Below are 16759 nucleotides of genomic sequence, written 5' to 3'. Positions count from 1 at the left end.
GGGGGGCCGGAATCAAGAGAGCTTCATGGAATGCCCATCTAGCCACAACCCCCGCCGATCAAGGGCCTACAGCTGCGTGCGGATTTATCCGTACAGTTGTTCAGAAAAAACGCGTGACGCTGATCTTCGCATCGCGGCCCTTGGTGTAGGCCCGGTCGCCGCTCAGGGCCGGGCGGTAGTTATTGTTGAACATATTGTCGAGGGTGAAGTTGACTTCGGTGCCCTTGAGGTAAGCCTGCTGCGGTTTCCATTTGGCGAACAGGCCCTGGGTGTTGTAGCGCTTGTTGTTGTATTGGTCGTAAAAGGTATCGCCGACGCTGCTGCCGGGGCCGCCGGAGTATTTGTCGCTGGGCAGGCGGTCGGTGGCGCCGATGAACTGGCCCATCCACCCTACTTGGGCATCCCACGCCGGAATATGGGTGCCGAGCACCAGTACCCATTTGGTCGGCGGGATGTCCCGCGCCGATACGTTCGGCCCCCAAGGGTTGGTGTAGGCGCCTTCATGCTGGCCGGTGGTGTAGGCGTAGGACACCGAACCGAACAGGTACGTGGAGTTATAGAACGATTCCACCTCGAAACCCTTGATGGTCACGCCGCCGATATTGCGGTAGTTGGATATCGGCCCCGGCGGGCAGGCCGTGGAAATCGTGCCGCCATTGATTGCCTGGTTCTGGCAGCCGACGCCGGTGGCCTTGAAGATTTCGTCTTCGACTTTGTTGTGGAACAGCGTGGTACGCACTTGCAGACTGTCGTCCTGGGCGATCAGGTTATCGAAACTGGTGATGTTGCCCACGGTGATCGACGTGATGCGTTCCGGGTCCAGATCGACGCTGGTGGCGGTGCGACTGCCCACGCCCTGCACTTCATATTGTTCGTCGATCACCGGGGCGCGCCAGGTCTGACTCCAGTTGGCGAACAGCCCGACCTGCGGGGTGACGGTCCAGAACACCGCCAGACGGGGCGACCAGCCGGTGTAGGTGCGGTCGCTGTAGTCATGGCCGACTGCCGGGTTGGGGTTGCTGTAGTACGGCGCATCGTTGGCCTCGCCACGGTTGCGCACATGGTCGTAGCGCAAGGACGGAGTGACCGTCACGTCGCCAAGGGTTACCGCATCCTGAATGAAGAAACTGTTGGTATCGACCTTGCCGTGAGGCATGAAGCCCGGCTGGAAATGCCCGTAGTTGTAGCGCGGCGTGTTGTAGGTGGCGCCAGGCATCCACATCTCGGTTTCCCGCGTGTGTTTGCGGATCTGCGTGCCGACGGTGACCGCGTGCTGCAGCGGCCCGGTGTCGAACAGGCTGACGTTGCGGATGTCGAGGTTTTTGTCGGTGTAGGCGGTGTCCATCCGGCGCCCGCCGCTGGCCAGTTGGAAAAACGCCGTGGCGGTGCGCTCGTCGGTTTGCTCGGTGTCGGACTGCGAATATTTGACGGTCAGATCCACCAGCGGGTTATCCAGGGGCTGGTATTCGTACTTGCCGGACCAAGTGGTGTCGACCGTATCGCGGTTGGCCAGGAAACGCTTCAACGCGCCTTCGTAGCCATAGCGGTCAATATTGGCCTGGGTCGGTGGCGTGGGGTAGCTGGCGGCGGAAAAGGGCGTCCAGCGATCGCTATGGGAACGCGAGTAGGACAGGCCCACGCTGTGTTCATCGGTGAAGTGCGCATTGACCTTGAACAGCTGCCCGTCGACGTTCTGCGCAGAGTTGGGCAGGCGCTGGGGGTTGATCGGGTACTGGTTATTCTCGTTGGGCAACTTGCCGGCAACCTTCATGTCGTCGCCATCGCGCTTGGTCAGGTAGGCCAGGGCGTCGAAACGGCCGTCGTCGGTGCGACCGAACACGGCACTGCTGTAGACCTGCTCGTGGTCGTTACTGGAGTAACCGTACTTGAGCATCGCGCCGCTGTTGCGACCGTCTTGCAGCAAGTCCGGGGCGTCCTTGGTGGTCATGTTGACCGTGCCGCCAAAGCCGCCGTTACCAGTGAAGGGCGAGTTGGGGCCTTTCTCTACTTCGATGCTCTTGATCAGCTCAGGCTCGATAAACACCGTGCCCTGTTGGTAGCGTTCGAAGCCGCTCTTGGTGGCGCCGTCGACGGTGAGCGGCACGTCTTCGGCATCGCCGAAACCGCGAATGTTGATGGTCTGGCCACCGGGTTTGAGCGAGCCACCTTGGCTGACCCCGGGCAGGGTCTGCAGCAGGCTGGGAATGTTATTGGCTTGGTAGCGCTCGATATCCGCCTGGCTCAAGGTGGAGCGGCCGACGGTGCTGGAGTCGACTTCATTGCCGGTGCCGATCACGCTCAGGGCTTCCAGCTGGATGGCGCCGCTGGTGGTGGTCCTGGCCTCTTCGGGTTTGACCACGTAAGTGCTGCCGACTTTGATCAGGATGAACTCGCCATTGGACAGCAAGTTGCGGATTGCCGTCTCTGCGCTGTAGTCACCGTTGAGTGCCGGCGCCTGCACGTTCTTGAGCTGGGCCTCGTCGAACAGCAACTGGATTTTGGTCTGCTGCGCCACTTGGCTCAGGGACGCGGCCAACGGCTGGGCGGGCAGGTGCAGGGTGAACGATTCGGCCTGGGCGCCGAGGCTGAATGCCAGGCAGGTGACGGCAAGGGTCGGTCGAAACAACGGCAGAGCAAGGCAAGGCGCGCGAAACATGAAATCCCCCAGGGTGGCTAAATGGCCAAAAAGGCGTGCGTATCAAACGCAGACGGGAGGAAGACGGGGCTGCAGAAAAAATCCACACATGCGAATGCAAAATATTCTCAAGTGTGGCGCTCTGCGGATTAACGGTTCGGTTCGATCCTGATCGCGCCGTCGGCCAGGATCACGGTTTTCACTGGCAGCAGCGCGGGCAGGGCGTTGAGTAGCGCATCGGGGTCATTCACATCCAGGTTGCCCGATACCTTCAACTGCGCCACCGCCTGACTGACCTGCAACGGTGCCTGAGGGCGGTACAGGCTCACTTCGTCGATCAGGCTGGCCAGCTCGCGATTGCGAAACGCCAGGTGCCCGCTGCGCCAGTCCGCCACCGTTTCGTCGGTGAGGGAGGATTGCACCAGCGTGCCTTTGGCGTAGTTGTAACCGGCGCGTTGCTGCGCCCCGAGCATGGCGACCGGGCTTTTGGCCGTGGGTTCGAACGCGACCTGACCGTGGGCAACGCTGACCACCAGTTGTTGCGGGCTGCGGCGCACATCGAAACCGGTGCCGACCACCCGCACGCGGGCTTCCCCCGCCTGCACGAACAATGGCCGTTCCTTGTCGGCGGCCACTTCGATATACAGCTGGCCCTGATCCAAGTGCACGATGCGCTGGTGGGCGCTGAAGTCCACGCGCAGGCGGGTGTTAGCGTTCACGTACAGCGTGCTGCCATCCGGCAGGTTCAGGGTGCGCGTGCCTTTGGCTTGGGCCGCCACCTGGGTGTGATACAGCTCGCGGGGCGCGCCGAGGTGCGTCGCCATCACCGCGCACAACACGGCGGCGGCCACCGCCAGCGCCGGACGCCACGGGGACGATTTACGGGGCGCCAGCGCCACGGGTTTGTTCAGTTGCTGCAATTGGGCCAGGTCGGCCCACAATTGTTCGAACTCGGCATAAGCACGGGCATGTGCTGGCACCGCGTACCAGGCTGCGAAGGCCTTGCGGTCGGCACGGCCGGTGTCTTCACGGTTGCGTGCAAACCAACTGGCGGCTTGGGCATCGATGGAATCGCTGGCTTCGATATCCAGGCTGTCGGTGTCGCTCAGGCGGTTCATTCTGGCTGCTCCGTGCCGGGGTCGTGTTGAAGGCGTCGCTTGCAATGCAGCAGGGCAAAGGCAATGTGCTTTTCCACCATGCTGGTCGAAATGCCCATGCGCTCAGCGATCTGCGCCTGGCTCAGGCCTTCGAAGCGGTGCAGCATAAGGGCTTCTCGTCGGCGGGGCGAGAGTTCGGCGAGGACTTCTTTCAACTGTTCCAGGCGTTGCAGGCGCAGGGCGGCGGCCATGGGTTCGTTTTGCTCGTCGGTGAGTGCCTCGCAGGGCTTGTCGGCTTGTTCGCCATGCACGCTCTGGCGCACCTTTTGTTTGCGCCAGTGGTCACGCAGCAGGTTGCGCGCCATCTGGAACAGAAACGCCCGAGGCTGCTCGACCTTGGCTCGGTCGCGGTAATCCAGCCATTGGGTGAACACGTCCTGAGTCATGTCCGCCGCGTCGCTGACGTTGTCGGTGCGCTTGCGCAGGAAATGCAGAATGTCTGCATAAAACCCGCGAAAGGCATCGGCCGACAGCGGGTCGGGCTTGGGACGAGACATGGATATCCTTCTTGACGACGTAGGCTGTGGAAAACGTCGCGAATGATATCGAGAACTATTGTCATTTGTCTCCAGGTAAATACCAGACGCCTGTTCAGGCTGGCAATACGGGGTGCTTAGCCTTTACTCCTACGAGCTGGTAAACGAAATCCCACTTCGAAGGAACACAATCATGGCTGGATGGTATGAGTTGAGTAAAAGCAGCAACGGGCAGTTTCGTTTTGTGCTGAAGGCGGCGAACGCAGAAACCATTTTGACCAGCGAGCTTTACGCCACCCGCAGCGCTGCAGAAAACGGCATCGCTTCCGTGCAGACCAACAGCCCGCATGACGAGCGCTATGAGCGAAAGCTGGCCCAGAACGGTAAGCCGTACTTCAACCTTAAGGCGGCCAATCACCAAGTGATTGGCACCAGTGAGCAGTACTCTTCAGAAGCGGCGCGGGACCAGGGTATTGCCAGCGTCAAGAGCAATGGCCCAAGCACCACGATCAAGGACAAGACCTGACGTTTGCAGAGGTATAGCCAACGCCCCGGCTCGCAGGAACCGGGGCGTTTTGATTCAAACGGCTTCCAGCAAGCCCTTGAGTTGATTGCGTGCGTTATCGCCCAGCGGGAACACCGGTAACCGCGGGTCTCCCACCTCCAAACCGGTCAAGCCCAAGCCCGCCTTGATCGTCGCCGGCAGCCCGCCCTTGAGGATGAAGTCCAGCAACGGCAACTGTTGATAGAACAGGGCCTGCGCCTGGCTCAGGTCATTGGCCAGCACCGCGTCATACAACGCCAGGTTCAGCGCTGGGATCAGGTTCGGCGCCGCCGTGCACCAGCCCTTGGCGCCGGCCACGAAGGCTTCAAGCGCCAGTGGGTTGCAGCCGTTGTAGAACGGCACATCGCTGCGACGGCGCAGCTGATGCATGCGCTGGATATCGCCGGTGCTCTCCTTGACCATGGTCACGTTGTCGACCTGTTCCACGATACGCAGGATCAAGTCCACCGACATGTCCGTACCGCTGGTGGCCGGGTTGTTGTAAAGCATGATGGGCACGCCGATGCTGGCGCCGATCGCGGCGTAGTGGGCGAGGATTTCGGCTTCGCTGAGTTTCCAGTAGGAGGCAGGCAGCACCATCACGACGTCGGCGCCATGGGCTTCGGCGTAGCGCGCGCGGCGCACGGCTTTGGCGGTGGTCAGGTCGGACACGCTGACGATGGTCGGCACGCGTTTGCCGACTTTTTCCAGGCTGTAGGCGCTGACTTCGTCCCACTCGGTGTCGCTCAGATACGCGCCTTCTCCGGTGCTGCCCAAGGGCGCGATGGCATGCACACCGCCGGCGATCAAGCGGTCGATGGAGCGGCCGAGCGCGTCGAAGTCGATGCGTTGCCCATCGGCACTGAACGGGGTGATGGTGTAGCCGATGATGCCGTGAATGTTGAGGCTGGACATGGGAATTCTCCGGTCAAAAAGGGGGGCTTCAGTTCAGGCAATCGACGTGCTGGCGCAGGGTCTGCCGTGCGTAGTAGTTGAACGCGGCGCCGTGGCGCTTGGGTTTGGAGATCCAGTCATGGGCCTCGCGCCCCAGTTCCGGCAAGATCGGTTGGATCGTCCCGGCCGCCATTGCCAGCAACTGCAACTTGGCCGCGCGTTCGATCAACTGCGCGATCACGCAGGCCTCCTCGATGGCTGCCCCGGTCGACAACTGGCCGTGGTGCGAGAGCAGAATCGCGCGCTTGTCCCCCAGGGCCGTGGTGATGATTGCCCCTTCCTCATTGCCCACCGGCACACCCGGCCAGGTTTGCAGGAATGCGCAGTCGTCGTACAGCGGGCAGAGGTCCATGTGCGAGACCTGCAACGGCACTTCCAGCATCGACAGCGCGGCAACATGGGTAGGGTGGGTGTGGATGATGCAATTCACATCCGGGCGGCCACGGTATACCCAGGTGTGAAAGCGGTTGGCCGGGTTGGGAATGCCGTGGCCTTCCAGCACTTCCAGGTCTTCGTTGACCAGCAGTAGGTTGCTGGCGGTGATCTCGTCAAACCCCAGGCCTAACGGCTGGGTGTAATAGGTGCCTGGCATTGGTCCGCGTGCGGTGATCTGCCCGGCCAGGCCGGAGTCGTGGCCATGGTCGAACAGGATGCGACAAGTGAGCGCCAGCTTTTGCCGGTCGGTCCACGTATTATCCGCCAGGGTGTTTTGCATCTGGGTCAGTGCATGCTTGACCAGTTGGTCTTTGGGGAGCGCTAATGTCTTGGCCATATCGGTGTCCTTTGAGGGTTGCAATGGACGTCGGATTTGCTGGTCTCCCGCTGCTCGCAAGGTCGTTGGGTGAACGCAAATGACACTAAAGATGCTATATGACACAAAGTGTCATTGGCAAGCACGGCTCATCGTTTCCTGCATGGATTAAACGCAGCGCATGTCTATCCGTTTGAAATTATTGAGAAAAAAACTTGGCGTTACGTTGGAGACCCTGGCGGAAAAGTCCGGGATGACCAAAAGTTACCTGTCCAAGGTGGAGCGCGGGCTCAACACGCCGTCCATCGCCGCCGCGCTGAAATTGGCCAAGGCCCTCAACGTGAACGTCGAGGAGTTGTTCAGCGAGGAGCGCGCAAGTCTCGACAGCTACAGCCTGGTGCGCAGCCATGAGCGCCCCGACACGTCACCGGGCTATGCCGTGCTTGCCCACCAGGTCAGCGAACGCAGCCTGTTGCCCTTTATCATCTACCCGCCCGCGGAGTTCTCCGACAAGACCTTCAAGGAACACGTGGGGGAAGAGTTTCTGTTCGTGCACGAAGGCCAGGTGGAAGTGGATTTCATGAACGAACGCGTGATCCTCGAGCGCGGCGATGCGCTGCATTTCAACGCGCAGAAGCCGCACCGCATCCGCTCGGTGGGGCCGGTGCAGGCGCAGCTGTTGGTGGTGGTTCACAGTACTGATGAGTGAGGTTCTTGCAGTAAGCAGGGCTGTCCCGCGCTGGACCGCGAAATGGCTCCCAAGCCAAGCGCCCGCCAGGTAACCACGTTGTCTGGAGTGGGGCTGCTCCACAGCCCAGCGCAGGGCAAGCCTGCTCATCACAGCGTACGCATCAGCCTTTGAGATGTGTGTAGAGTCCTGTGTCAGCCAGCTCATGGGTAACTGACACGCCGCTATCGGAGGCATGGGTATCTACATCTCTTCGGTGAAAACATCACCAGAAAAATGCGGTTTTAGTGGTGAGCAGGCTTGCCCTGCGCGAGGCAAGCCCGTTCACCACAACGCTATAGGGCCGCTTTAGGATATCTATGTCTCCACGGGGACCGACAACGCCGAGTTACCCAATGCATGGGTGCGCGCCGCATAGAACTTCAGCGCGACTCCAGTGCCGTCGAACAACTGCGAATACCGGCGCTTCTGCTGACGAATGAACCCTTCACTGCGCCCCGACACCGAGATCGCCAATGTGCTGGGGCGGGCGTGGCGAATCGCGTCCACCAGGTGGCTGTCCTGCGTGCCCAGCTCGTGGCCGAAGACGCACAACGCACCCTGATGGTTGAGCAGTTGGGCGTAACAGTACGACAGGTAATCCGAACTGCGGATGGTCTTGAGCTTCTCCTGAACGCTGCCTTCGCTGACGAACAGCGGCACATCGTCCAGGGTCTTGAGGGTGTTGTTGATCGCGAAACTGCTGAGCAGGGTGCTGTCGGTACTCGGCAGTTTGCGCGCGGTGCCGTCGAGGTTGCGCACCAGATGCAGGCCGCCATGCAGGTAGAGGATACGCGTGGCGTCGGTGCGGGTGTCACGTAGATCGAAGCAAGCTTCGGCGCCGCGAAACAGGTCATCGATGCCCGGGGCGTGCAGGATCGCCCAATAGTTGAGCAAGTCGTAATTGCTGGTGAACACCGTGGGGTAGCGGGCCAGCTCGCCATTGATCGCCGCCAGGGTCGAGGGCTGCACCAGGCGCCATGGGATATGCACGGCGTGGATGGTATTGATCAGCGCTTCCTTGATCGCGTAATAGCGATTGCGTGGCGCGGCTGAGCTGACTGCCAGCGCTTTGTTGACCCGGCTGGTGGTTTTCAACGCGCCCAGGGCTTGCTCGAAGCTGCGGGTCTGTAACGCATCAAACACACTGAGTTCGGAGGCGCTCAAGGGTTTTTCTTCGACGGTGCGGGCGTTTTCGAACAGTGAGTCGTAGGCAAAGTCTTCCCAGATCGCCCGGCTGGCGCCGTTGCCGATCAGTATCGCGCTGAAGTCGTGGGTGCTACCCAGCGCGCTCCAGTCTTCAAGGTGGGCGTCAATATCCTGGAAATCCTTCATTGCGGCGGGTCTACTCAAAATCGGCTGGGCGGTGACTTTATCACGAGCCGGCGTTGATCTTGATCAAGGTGCGCCAGGCGGCTGAGGTTGATGCTGTACCTATAACGTCATCCGAGGATTCGCCATGAGCAGCACTTTCTTTATTCCCGCCGTCAACATCATGGGCACCGATTGCCTCGACGAAGCCATGAACGCCATTCGCAACTATGGTTTTCGCAAGGCCCTGATCGTCACCGACGCAGGGCTTGCCAAGGCCGGCGTGGCCGCGATGATCGCCGAGAAACTGGCGATGCAGGACATCGACTCGGTGATCTACGACGGCGCCAAACCCAACCCCAATGTGGAAAACGTCGAGAAAGGCCTGGCGCTGTTGCAGCACAGCGCCTGTGACTTTGTGGTGTCCCTGGGCGGCGGCTCGCCCCATGACTGCGCCAAGGGCATTGCACTGTGCGCCACCAACGGTGGGCATATCGGCGACTACGAAGGTGTCGACCGATCCAGCAAACCGCAACTGCCGCTGGTGGCCATCAACACCACCGCCGGCACCGCCAGCGAAATGACCCGGTTCTGCATCATCACCGACGAAACCCGCCACGTGAAAATGGCCATTGTCGACCGTAACGTCACGCCGCTGCTGTCGGTCAACGACCCATCGCTGATGGTCGGCATGCCCAAGGGCCTCACTGCCGCCACCGGCATGGACGCCCTGACCCACGCCATCGAAGCCTACGTGTCCACTGCCGCCACGCCGATCACCGACGCTTGCGCGATCAAGGCCATTGAACTGATCAGCGCCAACCTGCGCCTGGCCGTACGTGACGGCAGCGACAAAGTTGCGCGGGAGAACATGGCCTACGCGCAGTTCCTCGCCGGCATGGCCTTCAACAACGCGTCCCTGGGCTTCGTGCACGCCATGGCGCACCAGTTGGGCGGTTTCTACGATCTGCCCCACGGCGTGTGCAACGCGGTATTGCTGCCTCACGTACAAAGCTTCAACGCCAGCGTCAGCGCCAAACGCCTGAGCGACGTCGGCCGCGCCCTGGGCGCCGATACCCAAGGCGTCAGCGATGAAGAGGGCGCCCAAATCGCCATCGCCGCCATCCGCAGCCTGGCCCACGACGTGGAAATCCCCGCCGGCCTGCGCGAACTGGGCGCCAAGTTGCAGGACATTCCCCTGCTGGCCACCAACGCACTCAAGGACGCCTGCGGGCTGACCAACCCACGCCGGGCCGATCAGCGTCAGATTGAGGAGATCTTTCGCAGCGCGTTTTGAGAGGGGTAGGCGTAAGCCGCAAGCGTTAAGCTATAAGTTGCCAAGGTGTGATACTTACACTGCGATCACTATGTGGTTTATAGCTTGCGGCTTAACGCTGAGGTCCCTTTATGAGAGTTCTGTTATTCGGCGCCACTGGCATGGTCGGCCAGGGCGTGTTGCGCGAGTGCCTGCTGGCGGCGGATGTGCAGGAGGTCGTCGCGGTTGGCCGTACGCCGCTGCCTCAGGTGCATGGCAAGCTGCATCAGGTGTTGCACGCCGATATGCTGGATTTCCAGCCGTTGGAAAATCTGTTGCAGGGCTTCGATGCGTGTTTCTTCTGCCTGGGTGTTTCTTCGGCGGGCATGAGTGAAGCGCGCTACACCCATCTGACTTACGACCTGACCCTCGTCGCCGCCAGTACCCTGGCGCGGCTCAATCCGCAGATGACGTTTATCTACGTGTCCGGCGCCGGCACCGACAGCACCGAGATGGGCAAGTCGATGTGGGCGCGGGTCAAGGGCAAGACCGAGAATGCTTTGCTGCGCTTGCCGTTCAAGGCGGTCTACCTGTTCCGCCCCGGGGTCATTCAGCCGTTGCATGGCGTGCGTTCCAAAACGCCGCTGTATCAGGCGTTCTACAGGCTGTTCGGGCCGTTGCTTTCGCTGGTGCGTCGGATAAAACCCGAATGGGTAGTGAGCACCGAGTCATTGGGGCGTGGGATGCTGGCGGCGGTACGCCATGGCGCGCCGCAGGCAGTGGTGGAACAGGCCCAGATCCAGCGTCTGGCCAGCGAGCGTGTGTGATGTTGCACAAGAGCCTGGTGCGGCGCCTGGACCTGATCACCCTGCAGCTATTCGTCGCGGTGTTCGAAGAGGGCACGCTGACCCGCGCCGCCACTCGTGAAGCCATCGCAGTGTCCGCCGCCAGCAAACGCTTGATGGAATTGGAGCAGGTGCTCGGAGTCAGTCTGTTTGTGCGCCGGGCCAAAGGCATGGAGCTGACGGCAGCCGGCGAGACCCTGCTTCACCATGCGCGCAGGATGCTGTTCAACGTCGAAAAAATGGGCCTGGAGCTGGGCGAACACAGCCATGGTGTGCGCGGTTATGTGCGGATGCTGGCCAATCTGTCCGCGATCATTCAGTTCCTGCCCGAAGACCTGCGGGATTTTTCCGAGCTGCACCCTGAAGTCAAAACCGATCTGGAAGAGCGCCCCAGCAACGGCGTAGTGCAAGGTGTACTGGACGGGGTGGCGGACCTGGGAATCTGCTCCTGCGACACCGACACCAAGGGCCTGCCCAGCGTGACCTATCGCCACGACAAACTGGTGGTGCTGATGCCGGCCGATCATCCGCTCGCGGCCCGGCCGGCCCTGGCGTTCGCCGACACCCTGGGCAGCGATCACATCGGCCTGCACGCCGCCAGCTCGATCAACATGCGCACCCATGCCGCCGCGCGCGAGGCTGGCCAGATGCTGCGCCTGCGCATTCATGTGCCGGGGTTCGATGCGATGTGTCGCATGGTCCAGGCCAAGATGGGCATCGGCATCCTGCCGCGCAAAGCCTATGAGCTGTTCGGCCGCCCGCTGGGCCTGCACGCCGTGGCGCTGACGGACGCCTGGTCGGACCGCAGTCTGATCCTGGTCGTACGTGATGAAACACAGTTGTCGCCCGTCAGCCGTTTACTGTTCGACTACCTGAGTCTCTCAGTGCCTTCCCTGGAGCGGCCTGACAGCCTAGTCCTACGGAAAAATCCCTGAGCGTTCGCGTTTAACGAACGTTCCTTGCCAACTGACGGTTGGATTTCTCCCGCGGCGGTCCTCTAGCCTTGGTCACTATTCCAAGAATAAGAGGGACTCCCGATGACGGCTCCACTAAGCGGAATCAAGGTGATCGAGATCGGCACGCTGATCGCAGCGCCGTTTGCCGCGCGGCTGATGGCAGAATTTGGCGCCGATGTGATCAAAATCGAATCCATGGGGCAGGGCGATCCGCTTCGCAAATGGCGAAAGCTGCACGAGGGCACTTCGCTGTGGTGGTACCTGCAATCGCGCAACAAGAAGTCCCTGGCCCTGGACCTCAAGTCCAGTGAAGGCCTGGACCTGATCAAGCAACTGCTCGGCGATGCCGACGTCCTGATCGAAAACCTGCGCCCCGGCGGCCTGGAAAAACTCGGCCTGGGCTGGGAGGTGCTGCACGCGCTGAACCCTAAGCTGACCCTGGTGCGCATCTCCGGCTACGGCCAGACCGGGCCGTACCGTGATCGTCCGGGCTTTGGTGCCATCGGCGAGGCCATGGGCGGCATTCGCTACACCACCGGCAACCCGGAATCGCCTCCGGCGCGGGTCGGGGTGAGCCTCGGCGATTCCCTGGCCTCGTTGCATGGAGTGATCGGCGCGTTGATGTCGTTGCTGCGGGTCAAAACCGGCCAGGGCGAGGGGCAGATCGTCGATGTGTCCCTGGCTGAAAGCGTGTTCAACGTGATGGAAAGCCTGGTGCCGGAATACGACATGCTCGGCCATGTGCGCGAGCGCAGCGGCGGTGCGTTGCCTGGCATCGCGCCATCTAATACCTACCCGACCGCCGACGGTGCCTACGTGGTGATCGCCGGCAACAGCGACCCGATCTACAAGCGTCTGATGCACGCCATCGGCCGCGCCGACCTGGCCGACGCGCCCGAACTTGCTCACAACGACGGCCGCGCCGCCCAAAGCGCCGTGCTGGACGCGGCCATCACCCGCTGGACCAGCAGCCAGCCCATCGACCGCGTGCTCAGCGCCCTGGAGGCTGCCGAAGTGCCGGCCGGTCGCATTTATTCAGTGGCGGATATCGTCAGTGATCCGCACTACCAGGCCCGCGACATGCTGCTCGATGCCCAGTTGCCCGGCGGTGTGTCGGTGAAGATGCCAGGCATCGTGCCCAAGCTCTCGCAAACCCCCGGCGGCGTGAATTGGCAGGGGCCCGCGCTGGGTCAGCACACCGACGAAATCCTCGGCAACCTGGGCTTGGGTGGTCCTGATATCCAACGCTTGAGAGATTCGGGGGTGGTGCAATGATCCAGCGTTATGACGACCCGTTGATCGTGCAGGAAGTGTCGCCGCGCGATGGCCTGCAGATCGAGCCGACCTGGGTCGAGACCGCCGATAAGATTGCCTTGATCGATCAGTTGTCCCTCGCCGGTTTTTCCCGCATCGAAGCCGGCTCGTTCGTGTCGCCCAAGGCCATCCCGGCGCTGCGCGACGGCGAGCAGGTGTTCCAGGGCATCGAACGTCGGCCGGGGGTGATCTACGTGGCGCTGATCCCCAACCTCAAGGGCGCTCAGCGTGCTATCGAATCCCGCGCCGATGAATTGAACCTGGTGATGTCCGCCAGCCAAACCCACAACCTGGCCAATATGCGCATGCGCTGCGAAGCGTCCTTGGCGGCGTTCGCCGATGTCGCGCGGTTCGCCGCCGAGCATCCGGTACGTCTCAACGCCAGCATCGCCACCACCTTTGGATGCCCGTTCGAAGGCAAGATCGACGAAGACCGGGTGCTGCAGATTGTCGAGGCGTACCAGACGCTGGGTATCCAGGGCATCAGCCTGGCCGACACCACCGGCATGGCCAACCCACGTCAGGTGACGCGCCTGGTCAAACGCGTGTTGCAGCGGGTTTCTGCGCGGGATCTGACCCTGCATTTTCATAACACCCGCGGCCTGGGCCTGTGCAATGTGCTGGCGGCCTATGACGCTGGCGCGCGTCGCTTCGATGCGGCGCTCGGCGGCCTGGGCGGCTGCCCGTTTGCGCCGGGGGCGTCGGGCAATATCTGCACTGAAGATTTGGTCAACCTGTGTGATGAAGTGGGCATTCACACCGGTATCGACCTGCCGCACCTGTTGCAGTTGTCCCGGCGCTTGCCGGCGCTGCTGGGTCACGAATTGCCCGGCCAGGTGGTCAAGGCTGGGCGTAATTGCGACCTGCATCCACCACCGGCGTACACCGCCGCGTTGTAACGCTACACCAGACAACAAAAACAATCGGACGCCGTAGAGCGATCCGCTGGGAGAAAACAATGAGCACCAATACAGTAGAGACCGGCGCGCGCCCGGTCGGTGATGTCGATCCGGTCAAAGCGGTGGTTCACAAGGTTGCGTGGCGCCTGATGCCGCTGATCATGGTGTGCTACCTGTTCGCCTTTTTCGATCGCATCAATATCAGCTTCGCCAAGTTCCAGCTGCAGGCCGACCTGGGCCTGAGTAACACCGCCTACGGTCTGGGCGCGGGGCTGTTCGTGATCGGCTACGTGATCTTCGAGGTGCCGAGCAACATGATGCTGTACCGGGTCGGCGCGCGCCGCTGGATCGCGCGGATCATGGTGTCCTGGGGCCTGGCCACGGCGGCCATGGTGTTCGTCACGGCCGAGTGGCAGTTCTACGCCCTGCGCTTTCTGATCGGGGCGATGGAGGCCGGGTTTGCCCCTGGCGTGCTGTATTACCTGACCTTGTGGTTTCCCCAGGACTTCCGTGGGCGTATCACCTCGATGCTGTTTCTCGCCTCGGCGTTTTCCGGGCTGGTAGGCGCGCCGTTCTCCGGCCTGGTGCTGGAGCATATGGACGGCGTGCTGCAAATGCGCGGCTGGCACTGGCTGTTCCTGCTCGGCGGTCTGCCGTGCGTGGGGCTGGCGTGGATGGTACTCACCCAATTCAAGGACCGCATTGAGGATGCGCCCTGGCTCAGCGCCGAAGAGAAAACCTTGCTGGCCAGCCGCATCGCGGTGCACGAAGTGCACAAGAAAGGCTCGCTGCTGCAAGCCTTGCGGATTCCCGGATTCCTGATGTTGGGACTGATCTACTTCCTGATCCAGGTGGCGTCCTACGGCCTCAACTTCTGGGCGCCGCAATTGATCCGCAGCGCGGGTATCGAAAGCGCGGTGGTGATCGGCCTGCTGACCGCCATTCCGTATATCTGCGGGGCTATCACCATGGTGGTGGTGGGGCGTTGGTCGGATGCCACCGGCGAGCGGCGCAAGTTCGTTAGCGGCTTGGTGGTCATGGGCGCGGTCGGGTTTTTCTGCGCGGGCATCTTCGATGATCAGCAGGTGTTTCTGATTATAGCGTTGGGCCTTTTGGGCGCCGGCATCATTGCCTCGATCCCGACGTTCTGGACCTTACCGCCCAAATTGTTGGCCGGTGCCGGGGCGGGCGCGGCGGGCGGGATTGCGCTGATCAACACGCTGGGGCAACTGGGTGGGATCGTCAGCCCGGTGATGGTGGGACGCATCAAGGACATCACCGGCAGCACCACGCCGGCGCTGTATGTGATCGGCGTGTGTGCGTTGATCGCCGCTGCGTTGCTGATGTGGGGCCTGCCGCAGAAAATGCGCACGTCCGACAAGCGCTGACGCGGGTTCACGCGGACGCCAGCGCTTTGGCTGGCGCGCCGCCGAACTGAATCAACGCCACACCCCCCATCAGCAACAACGCCCCGACCACCCGGGGCGTTGTCAGCTGACGCTCTGCCAGACCGAACAGGCCGAAGTGGTCGAGCATCAGCGAGGCCAGCATCTGCCCGGCCAACGCCAGCGCGACAAACCCCGACGCGCCCAATTTGGGCAGCAGCATCAGTGCCAGGGAAATAAAACACACACCAAAGGCACCACCGGCCCACATCCACAGGGGCGCCTGGGTGATAAAGGCCAGGCTCGGCAACGGTAGGCGCAGCGCCAATATCACCGGCAGCAGCACCCCAATGCTCACCAGCAGCGAGGCCAGCGTGGCCCACAGCGGGTGGCCGAGGCCGCGCCCGAGGTTGGCGTTGATCGCGCTCTGAAATGGCACCACCGCGCCGGCGATCACGGCCAGCACTATCAGCCCAAGCCAATGCAAAGGGGTCATCTCGAATCTCCTGAATGGTTTCGCTGGACTCTAGGGTATTCGTCACGCAAATTTAAATTCCAAGTTCTTATGATGAGCATGCAGCTGATGAATGATCTGCGTCGCATCGACCTCAATCTGCTGGTGATCCTCGATGCGTTGCTCACTGAGCAGCACGTCACCCGCGCCGCCGAGCGCCTGCACCTGAGCCAGCCGGCGGTCAGCCATGCGCTGGCGCGTTTGCGCGATGTACTGGATGACCCGTTGCTGGTGCGCCAAGGCGGCACGCTGGTGCCCACGGCCCGGGCCCTTGAGCTGGCTACGCCGCTGGCCGAAGCCTTGGCACAGGTGCAGGCGCTGCTGGCACCGAATCAATTTGACCCAGCATCGGCCAAGCGCCGGTTTCGCGTGGCGATGTCGGACTACAGCGCGGCGATTTTCCTACCGAGCCTGGTGCGCACTTTGCGCAGCGAAGGGCCCGGTATCGATCTGCAAATCGTGCAAACCAGCCGCGAAGGCATGGTCGACGGCATACTCAACGGCGACCTCGACCTGGCCGCCGGTGTGTTCCCCGATATCCCTGGGGAACTGCGCACCACGGCGCTGTTCGATGAGCACTACACCTGCCTGATCGATCGCGACAGCCTGCCGGACAACGCCACGCTCGACCTGCCCACTTACCTGGCACGCCCCCACGTGCTGCTGGAAATGCGCGGCAGCGGCACCCCGGAAATCGAGCGGGCGCTGAGGGCGATCCGCCAGCGCCGACATGTGGCGATCAGCCTGCCGCACTGGGGCGTGGCGCCCCAGTTGATCCTGGGCACGGACCTGATCCTGACGGTGTCTGCCCGTGGCGTGCAGAACGTTGATCATCGGCAATTGCTCACCCTGCCACCGCCGTTCGCTATTCCATCGTTTGCCTTCGAACTGGCCTGGCATGCGCGGCGGGGCGGGGATACGGGGCTGCAATGGCTGATTGGGCGTATACAAGCGGTGGTGGGTTGAGATCCGCTCGTTTCATAATCTGCGCTCGCACTGTTGGATCTTGCTCAAGCTATTGCGCCGAGGAAATATC

General features: G+C 62.0%; 16 protein-coding genes. 9 read left to right on the top strand and 7 right to left on the bottom strand.

All coding sequences use genetic code 11. The annotated features are described in order from the left end of the window. Positions 1-100: 100 nt before the first annotated feature. From FIV35_RS05200 to FIV35_RS05190, 3 genes are all read right to left on the bottom strand, one after another. Positions 101-2656, bottom strand: coding sequence for a TonB-dependent receptor (locus FIV35_RS05200; RefSeq protein ID WP_034137318.1), 2556 nt, complete (start codon positions 2654-2656; stop codon positions 101-103). A 128-nt stretch (positions 2657-2784) separates the two neighbouring features. Then, positions 2785-3753 (bottom strand): FecR family protein, encoded by a 969-nt coding sequence (locus FIV35_RS05195; RefSeq protein WP_034137319.1) that lies wholly within the window; start codon positions 3751-3753, stop codon positions 2785-2787. Then, entirely contained in the window at positions 3750-4289 is a 540-nt protein-coding gene (locus FIV35_RS05190) for an RNA polymerase sigma factor (RefSeq protein WP_034096348.1), read from the bottom strand. Before FIV35_RS05190 ends, FIV35_RS05195 begins: the two co-directional genes overlap by 4 nt. Before the next feature lie 172 nt (positions 4290-4461). Between FIV35_RS05190 and FIV35_RS05185 the strand changes: the two genes are divergently transcribed. Further along, positions 4462-4794, top strand: a complete 333-nt coding sequence (locus tag FIV35_RS05185) for a YegP family protein (RefSeq protein WP_034096349.1) — start codon at positions 4462-4464, stop codon at positions 4792-4794. A 54-nt stretch (positions 4795-4848) separates the two neighbouring features. Here FIV35_RS05185 and FIV35_RS05180 read toward each other — a convergent pair whose 3' ends face one another. Then, positions 4849-5727, bottom strand: coding sequence for a dihydrodipicolinate synthase family protein (locus FIV35_RS05180; protein ID WP_034137320.1), 879 nt, complete (start codon positions 5725-5727; stop codon positions 4849-4851). A 28-nt stretch (positions 5728-5755) separates the two neighbouring features. After that, positions 5756-6538, bottom strand: a complete 783-nt coding sequence (locus tag FIV35_RS05175; RefSeq protein ID WP_034137321.1) for an aldolase — start codon at positions 6536-6538, stop codon at positions 5756-5758. A 160-nt stretch (positions 6539-6698) separates the two neighbouring features. On the opposite strand from FIV35_RS05175, the gene FIV35_RS05170 reads away from it, so the two are divergent. Beyond that, a complete protein-coding gene (locus tag FIV35_RS05170) occupies positions 6699-7226 on the top strand; it encodes a helix-turn-helix domain-containing protein (RefSeq protein ID WP_034137322.1) in 528 nt (175 codons plus the stop codon). A gap of 336 nt (positions 7227-7562) precedes the next feature. Here the strand turns inward: FIV35_RS05170 and FIV35_RS05165 are convergent, their stop codons facing one another. Continuing rightward, entirely contained in the window at positions 7563-8579 is a 1017-nt protein-coding gene (locus tag FIV35_RS05165) for a DUF4917 family protein (RefSeq protein WP_034137323.1), read from the bottom strand. Between the two features lie 124 nt (positions 8580-8703). Between FIV35_RS05165 and yiaY the strand changes: the two genes are divergently transcribed. The 6 genes from yiaY (at position 8704) to FIV35_RS05135 (ending at position 15212) form a co-directional block, all read left to right on the top strand. After that, positions 8704-9852, top strand: a complete 1149-nt coding sequence (gene yiaY, locus FIV35_RS05160) for an L-threonine dehydrogenase (RefSeq protein WP_034137324.1) — start codon at positions 8704-8706, stop codon at positions 9850-9852. 110 nt (positions 9853-9962) lie between these two features. Continuing rightward, positions 9963-10637: an NAD(P)H-binding protein gene (locus FIV35_RS05155; protein WP_034137325.1), complete on the top strand. Its 675-nt coding sequence runs from the start codon at positions 9963-9965 to the stop codon at positions 10635-10637. After that, the gene (locus FIV35_RS05150) at positions 10637-11590 is read left to right on the top strand and encodes a LysR family transcriptional regulator (RefSeq protein ID WP_034096357.1); all 954 of its coding nucleotides are present in this window, start codon (positions 10637-10639) and stop codon (positions 11588-11590) included. Before FIV35_RS05155 ends, FIV35_RS05150 begins: the two co-directional genes overlap by 1 nt. Before the next feature lie 102 nt (positions 11591-11692). Beyond that, positions 11693-12886 (top strand): CaiB/BaiF CoA transferase family protein, encoded by a 1194-nt coding sequence (locus FIV35_RS05145; RefSeq protein WP_034137326.1) that lies wholly within the window; start codon positions 11693-11695, stop codon positions 12884-12886. Further along, positions 12883-13824: a hydroxymethylglutaryl-CoA lyase gene (locus tag FIV35_RS05140; protein WP_034137327.1), complete on the top strand. Its 942-nt coding sequence runs from the start codon at positions 12883-12885 to the stop codon at positions 13822-13824. Before FIV35_RS05145 ends, FIV35_RS05140 begins: the two co-directional genes overlap by 4 nt. A 59-nt stretch (positions 13825-13883) precedes the next feature. Then, a complete protein-coding gene (locus FIV35_RS05135; RefSeq protein WP_034137328.1) occupies positions 13884-15212 on the top strand; it encodes an MFS transporter in 1329 nt (442 codons plus the stop codon). Positions 15213-15219: 7 nt separating this feature from the next. Here FIV35_RS05135 and FIV35_RS05130 read toward each other — a convergent pair whose 3' ends face one another. Then, entirely contained in the window at positions 15220-15705 is a 486-nt protein-coding gene (locus FIV35_RS05130; RefSeq protein ID WP_034137329.1) for a DMT family transporter, read from the bottom strand. Positions 15706-15783: 78 nt separating this feature from the next. Between FIV35_RS05130 and FIV35_RS05125 the strand changes: the two genes are divergently transcribed. Next, positions 15784-16689 carry a LysR substrate-binding domain-containing protein gene (locus tag FIV35_RS05125; RefSeq protein ID WP_377731458.1) on the top strand — a complete coding sequence of 302 codons (906 nt, stop codon included), beginning with the start codon at positions 15784-15786 and terminating at the stop codon, positions 16687-16689. The last annotated feature ends 70 nt before the right edge of the window (positions 16690-16759 follow it).

Source organism: Pseudomonas rhodesiae (assembly GCF_007858255.1).
In the GTDB taxonomy this organism is placed as follows: Bacteria; Pseudomonadota; Gammaproteobacteria; order Pseudomonadales; family Pseudomonadaceae; genus Aquipseudomonas; species Aquipseudomonas rhodesiae.
The sequence above is the reverse complement of the archived record's forward strand: the minus strand, read 5'-3'. Positions and strand labels throughout refer to the sequence as shown.

Coding starts and splice junctions, on each gene's coding strand:
- FIV35_RS05200 (WP_034137318.1), bottom strand. CDS start 2,656: ATGTTTCGCGCGCCTTGCCTTGCTCTGCCGTTGTTTCGACCGACCCTT.
- FIV35_RS05195 (WP_034137319.1), bottom strand. CDS start 3,753: ATGAACCGCCTGAGCGACACCGACAGCCTGGATATCGAAGCCAGCGAT.
- FIV35_RS05190 (WP_034096348.1), bottom strand. CDS start 4,289: ATGTCTCGTCCCAAGCCCGACCCGCTGTCGGCCGATGCCTTTCGCGGG.
- FIV35_RS05185 (WP_034096349.1), top strand. CDS start 4,462: ATGGCTGGATGGTATGAGTTGAGTAAAAGCAGCAACGGGCAGTTTCGT.
- FIV35_RS05180 (WP_034137320.1), bottom strand. CDS start 5,727: ATGTCCAGCCTCAACATTCACGGCATCATCGGCTACACCATCACCCCG.
- FIV35_RS05175 (WP_034137321.1), bottom strand. CDS start 6,538: ATGGCCAAGACATTAGCGCTCCCCAAAGACCAACTGGTCAAGCATGCA.
- FIV35_RS05170 (WP_034137322.1), top strand. CDS start 6,699: ATGTCTATCCGTTTGAAATTATTGAGAAAAAAACTTGGCGTTACGTTG.
- FIV35_RS05165 (WP_034137323.1), bottom strand. CDS start 8,579: ATGAAGGATTTCCAGGATATTGACGCCCACCTTGAAGACTGGAGCGCG.
- yiaY (WP_034137324.1), top strand. CDS start 8,704: ATGAGCAGCACTTTCTTTATTCCCGCCGTCAACATCATGGGCACCGAT.
- FIV35_RS05155 (WP_034137325.1), top strand. CDS start 9,963: ATGAGAGTTCTGTTATTCGGCGCCACTGGCATGGTCGGCCAGGGCGTG.
- FIV35_RS05150 (WP_034096357.1), top strand. CDS start 10,637: ATGTTGCACAAGAGCCTGGTGCGGCGCCTGGACCTGATCACCCTGCAG.
- FIV35_RS05145 (WP_034137326.1), top strand. CDS start 11,693: ATGACGGCTCCACTAAGCGGAATCAAGGTGATCGAGATCGGCACGCTG.
- FIV35_RS05140 (WP_034137327.1), top strand. CDS start 12,883: ATGATCCAGCGTTATGACGACCCGTTGATCGTGCAGGAAGTGTCGCCG.
- FIV35_RS05135 (WP_034137328.1), top strand. CDS start 13,884: ATGAGCACCAATACAGTAGAGACCGGCGCGCGCCCGGTCGGTGATGTC.
- FIV35_RS05130 (WP_034137329.1), bottom strand. CDS start 15,705: ATGACCCCTTTGCATTGGCTTGGGCTGATAGTGCTGGCCGTGATCGCC.
- FIV35_RS05125 (WP_377731458.1), top strand. CDS start 15,784: ATGCAGCTGATGAATGATCTGCGTCGCATCGACCTCAATCTGCTGGTG.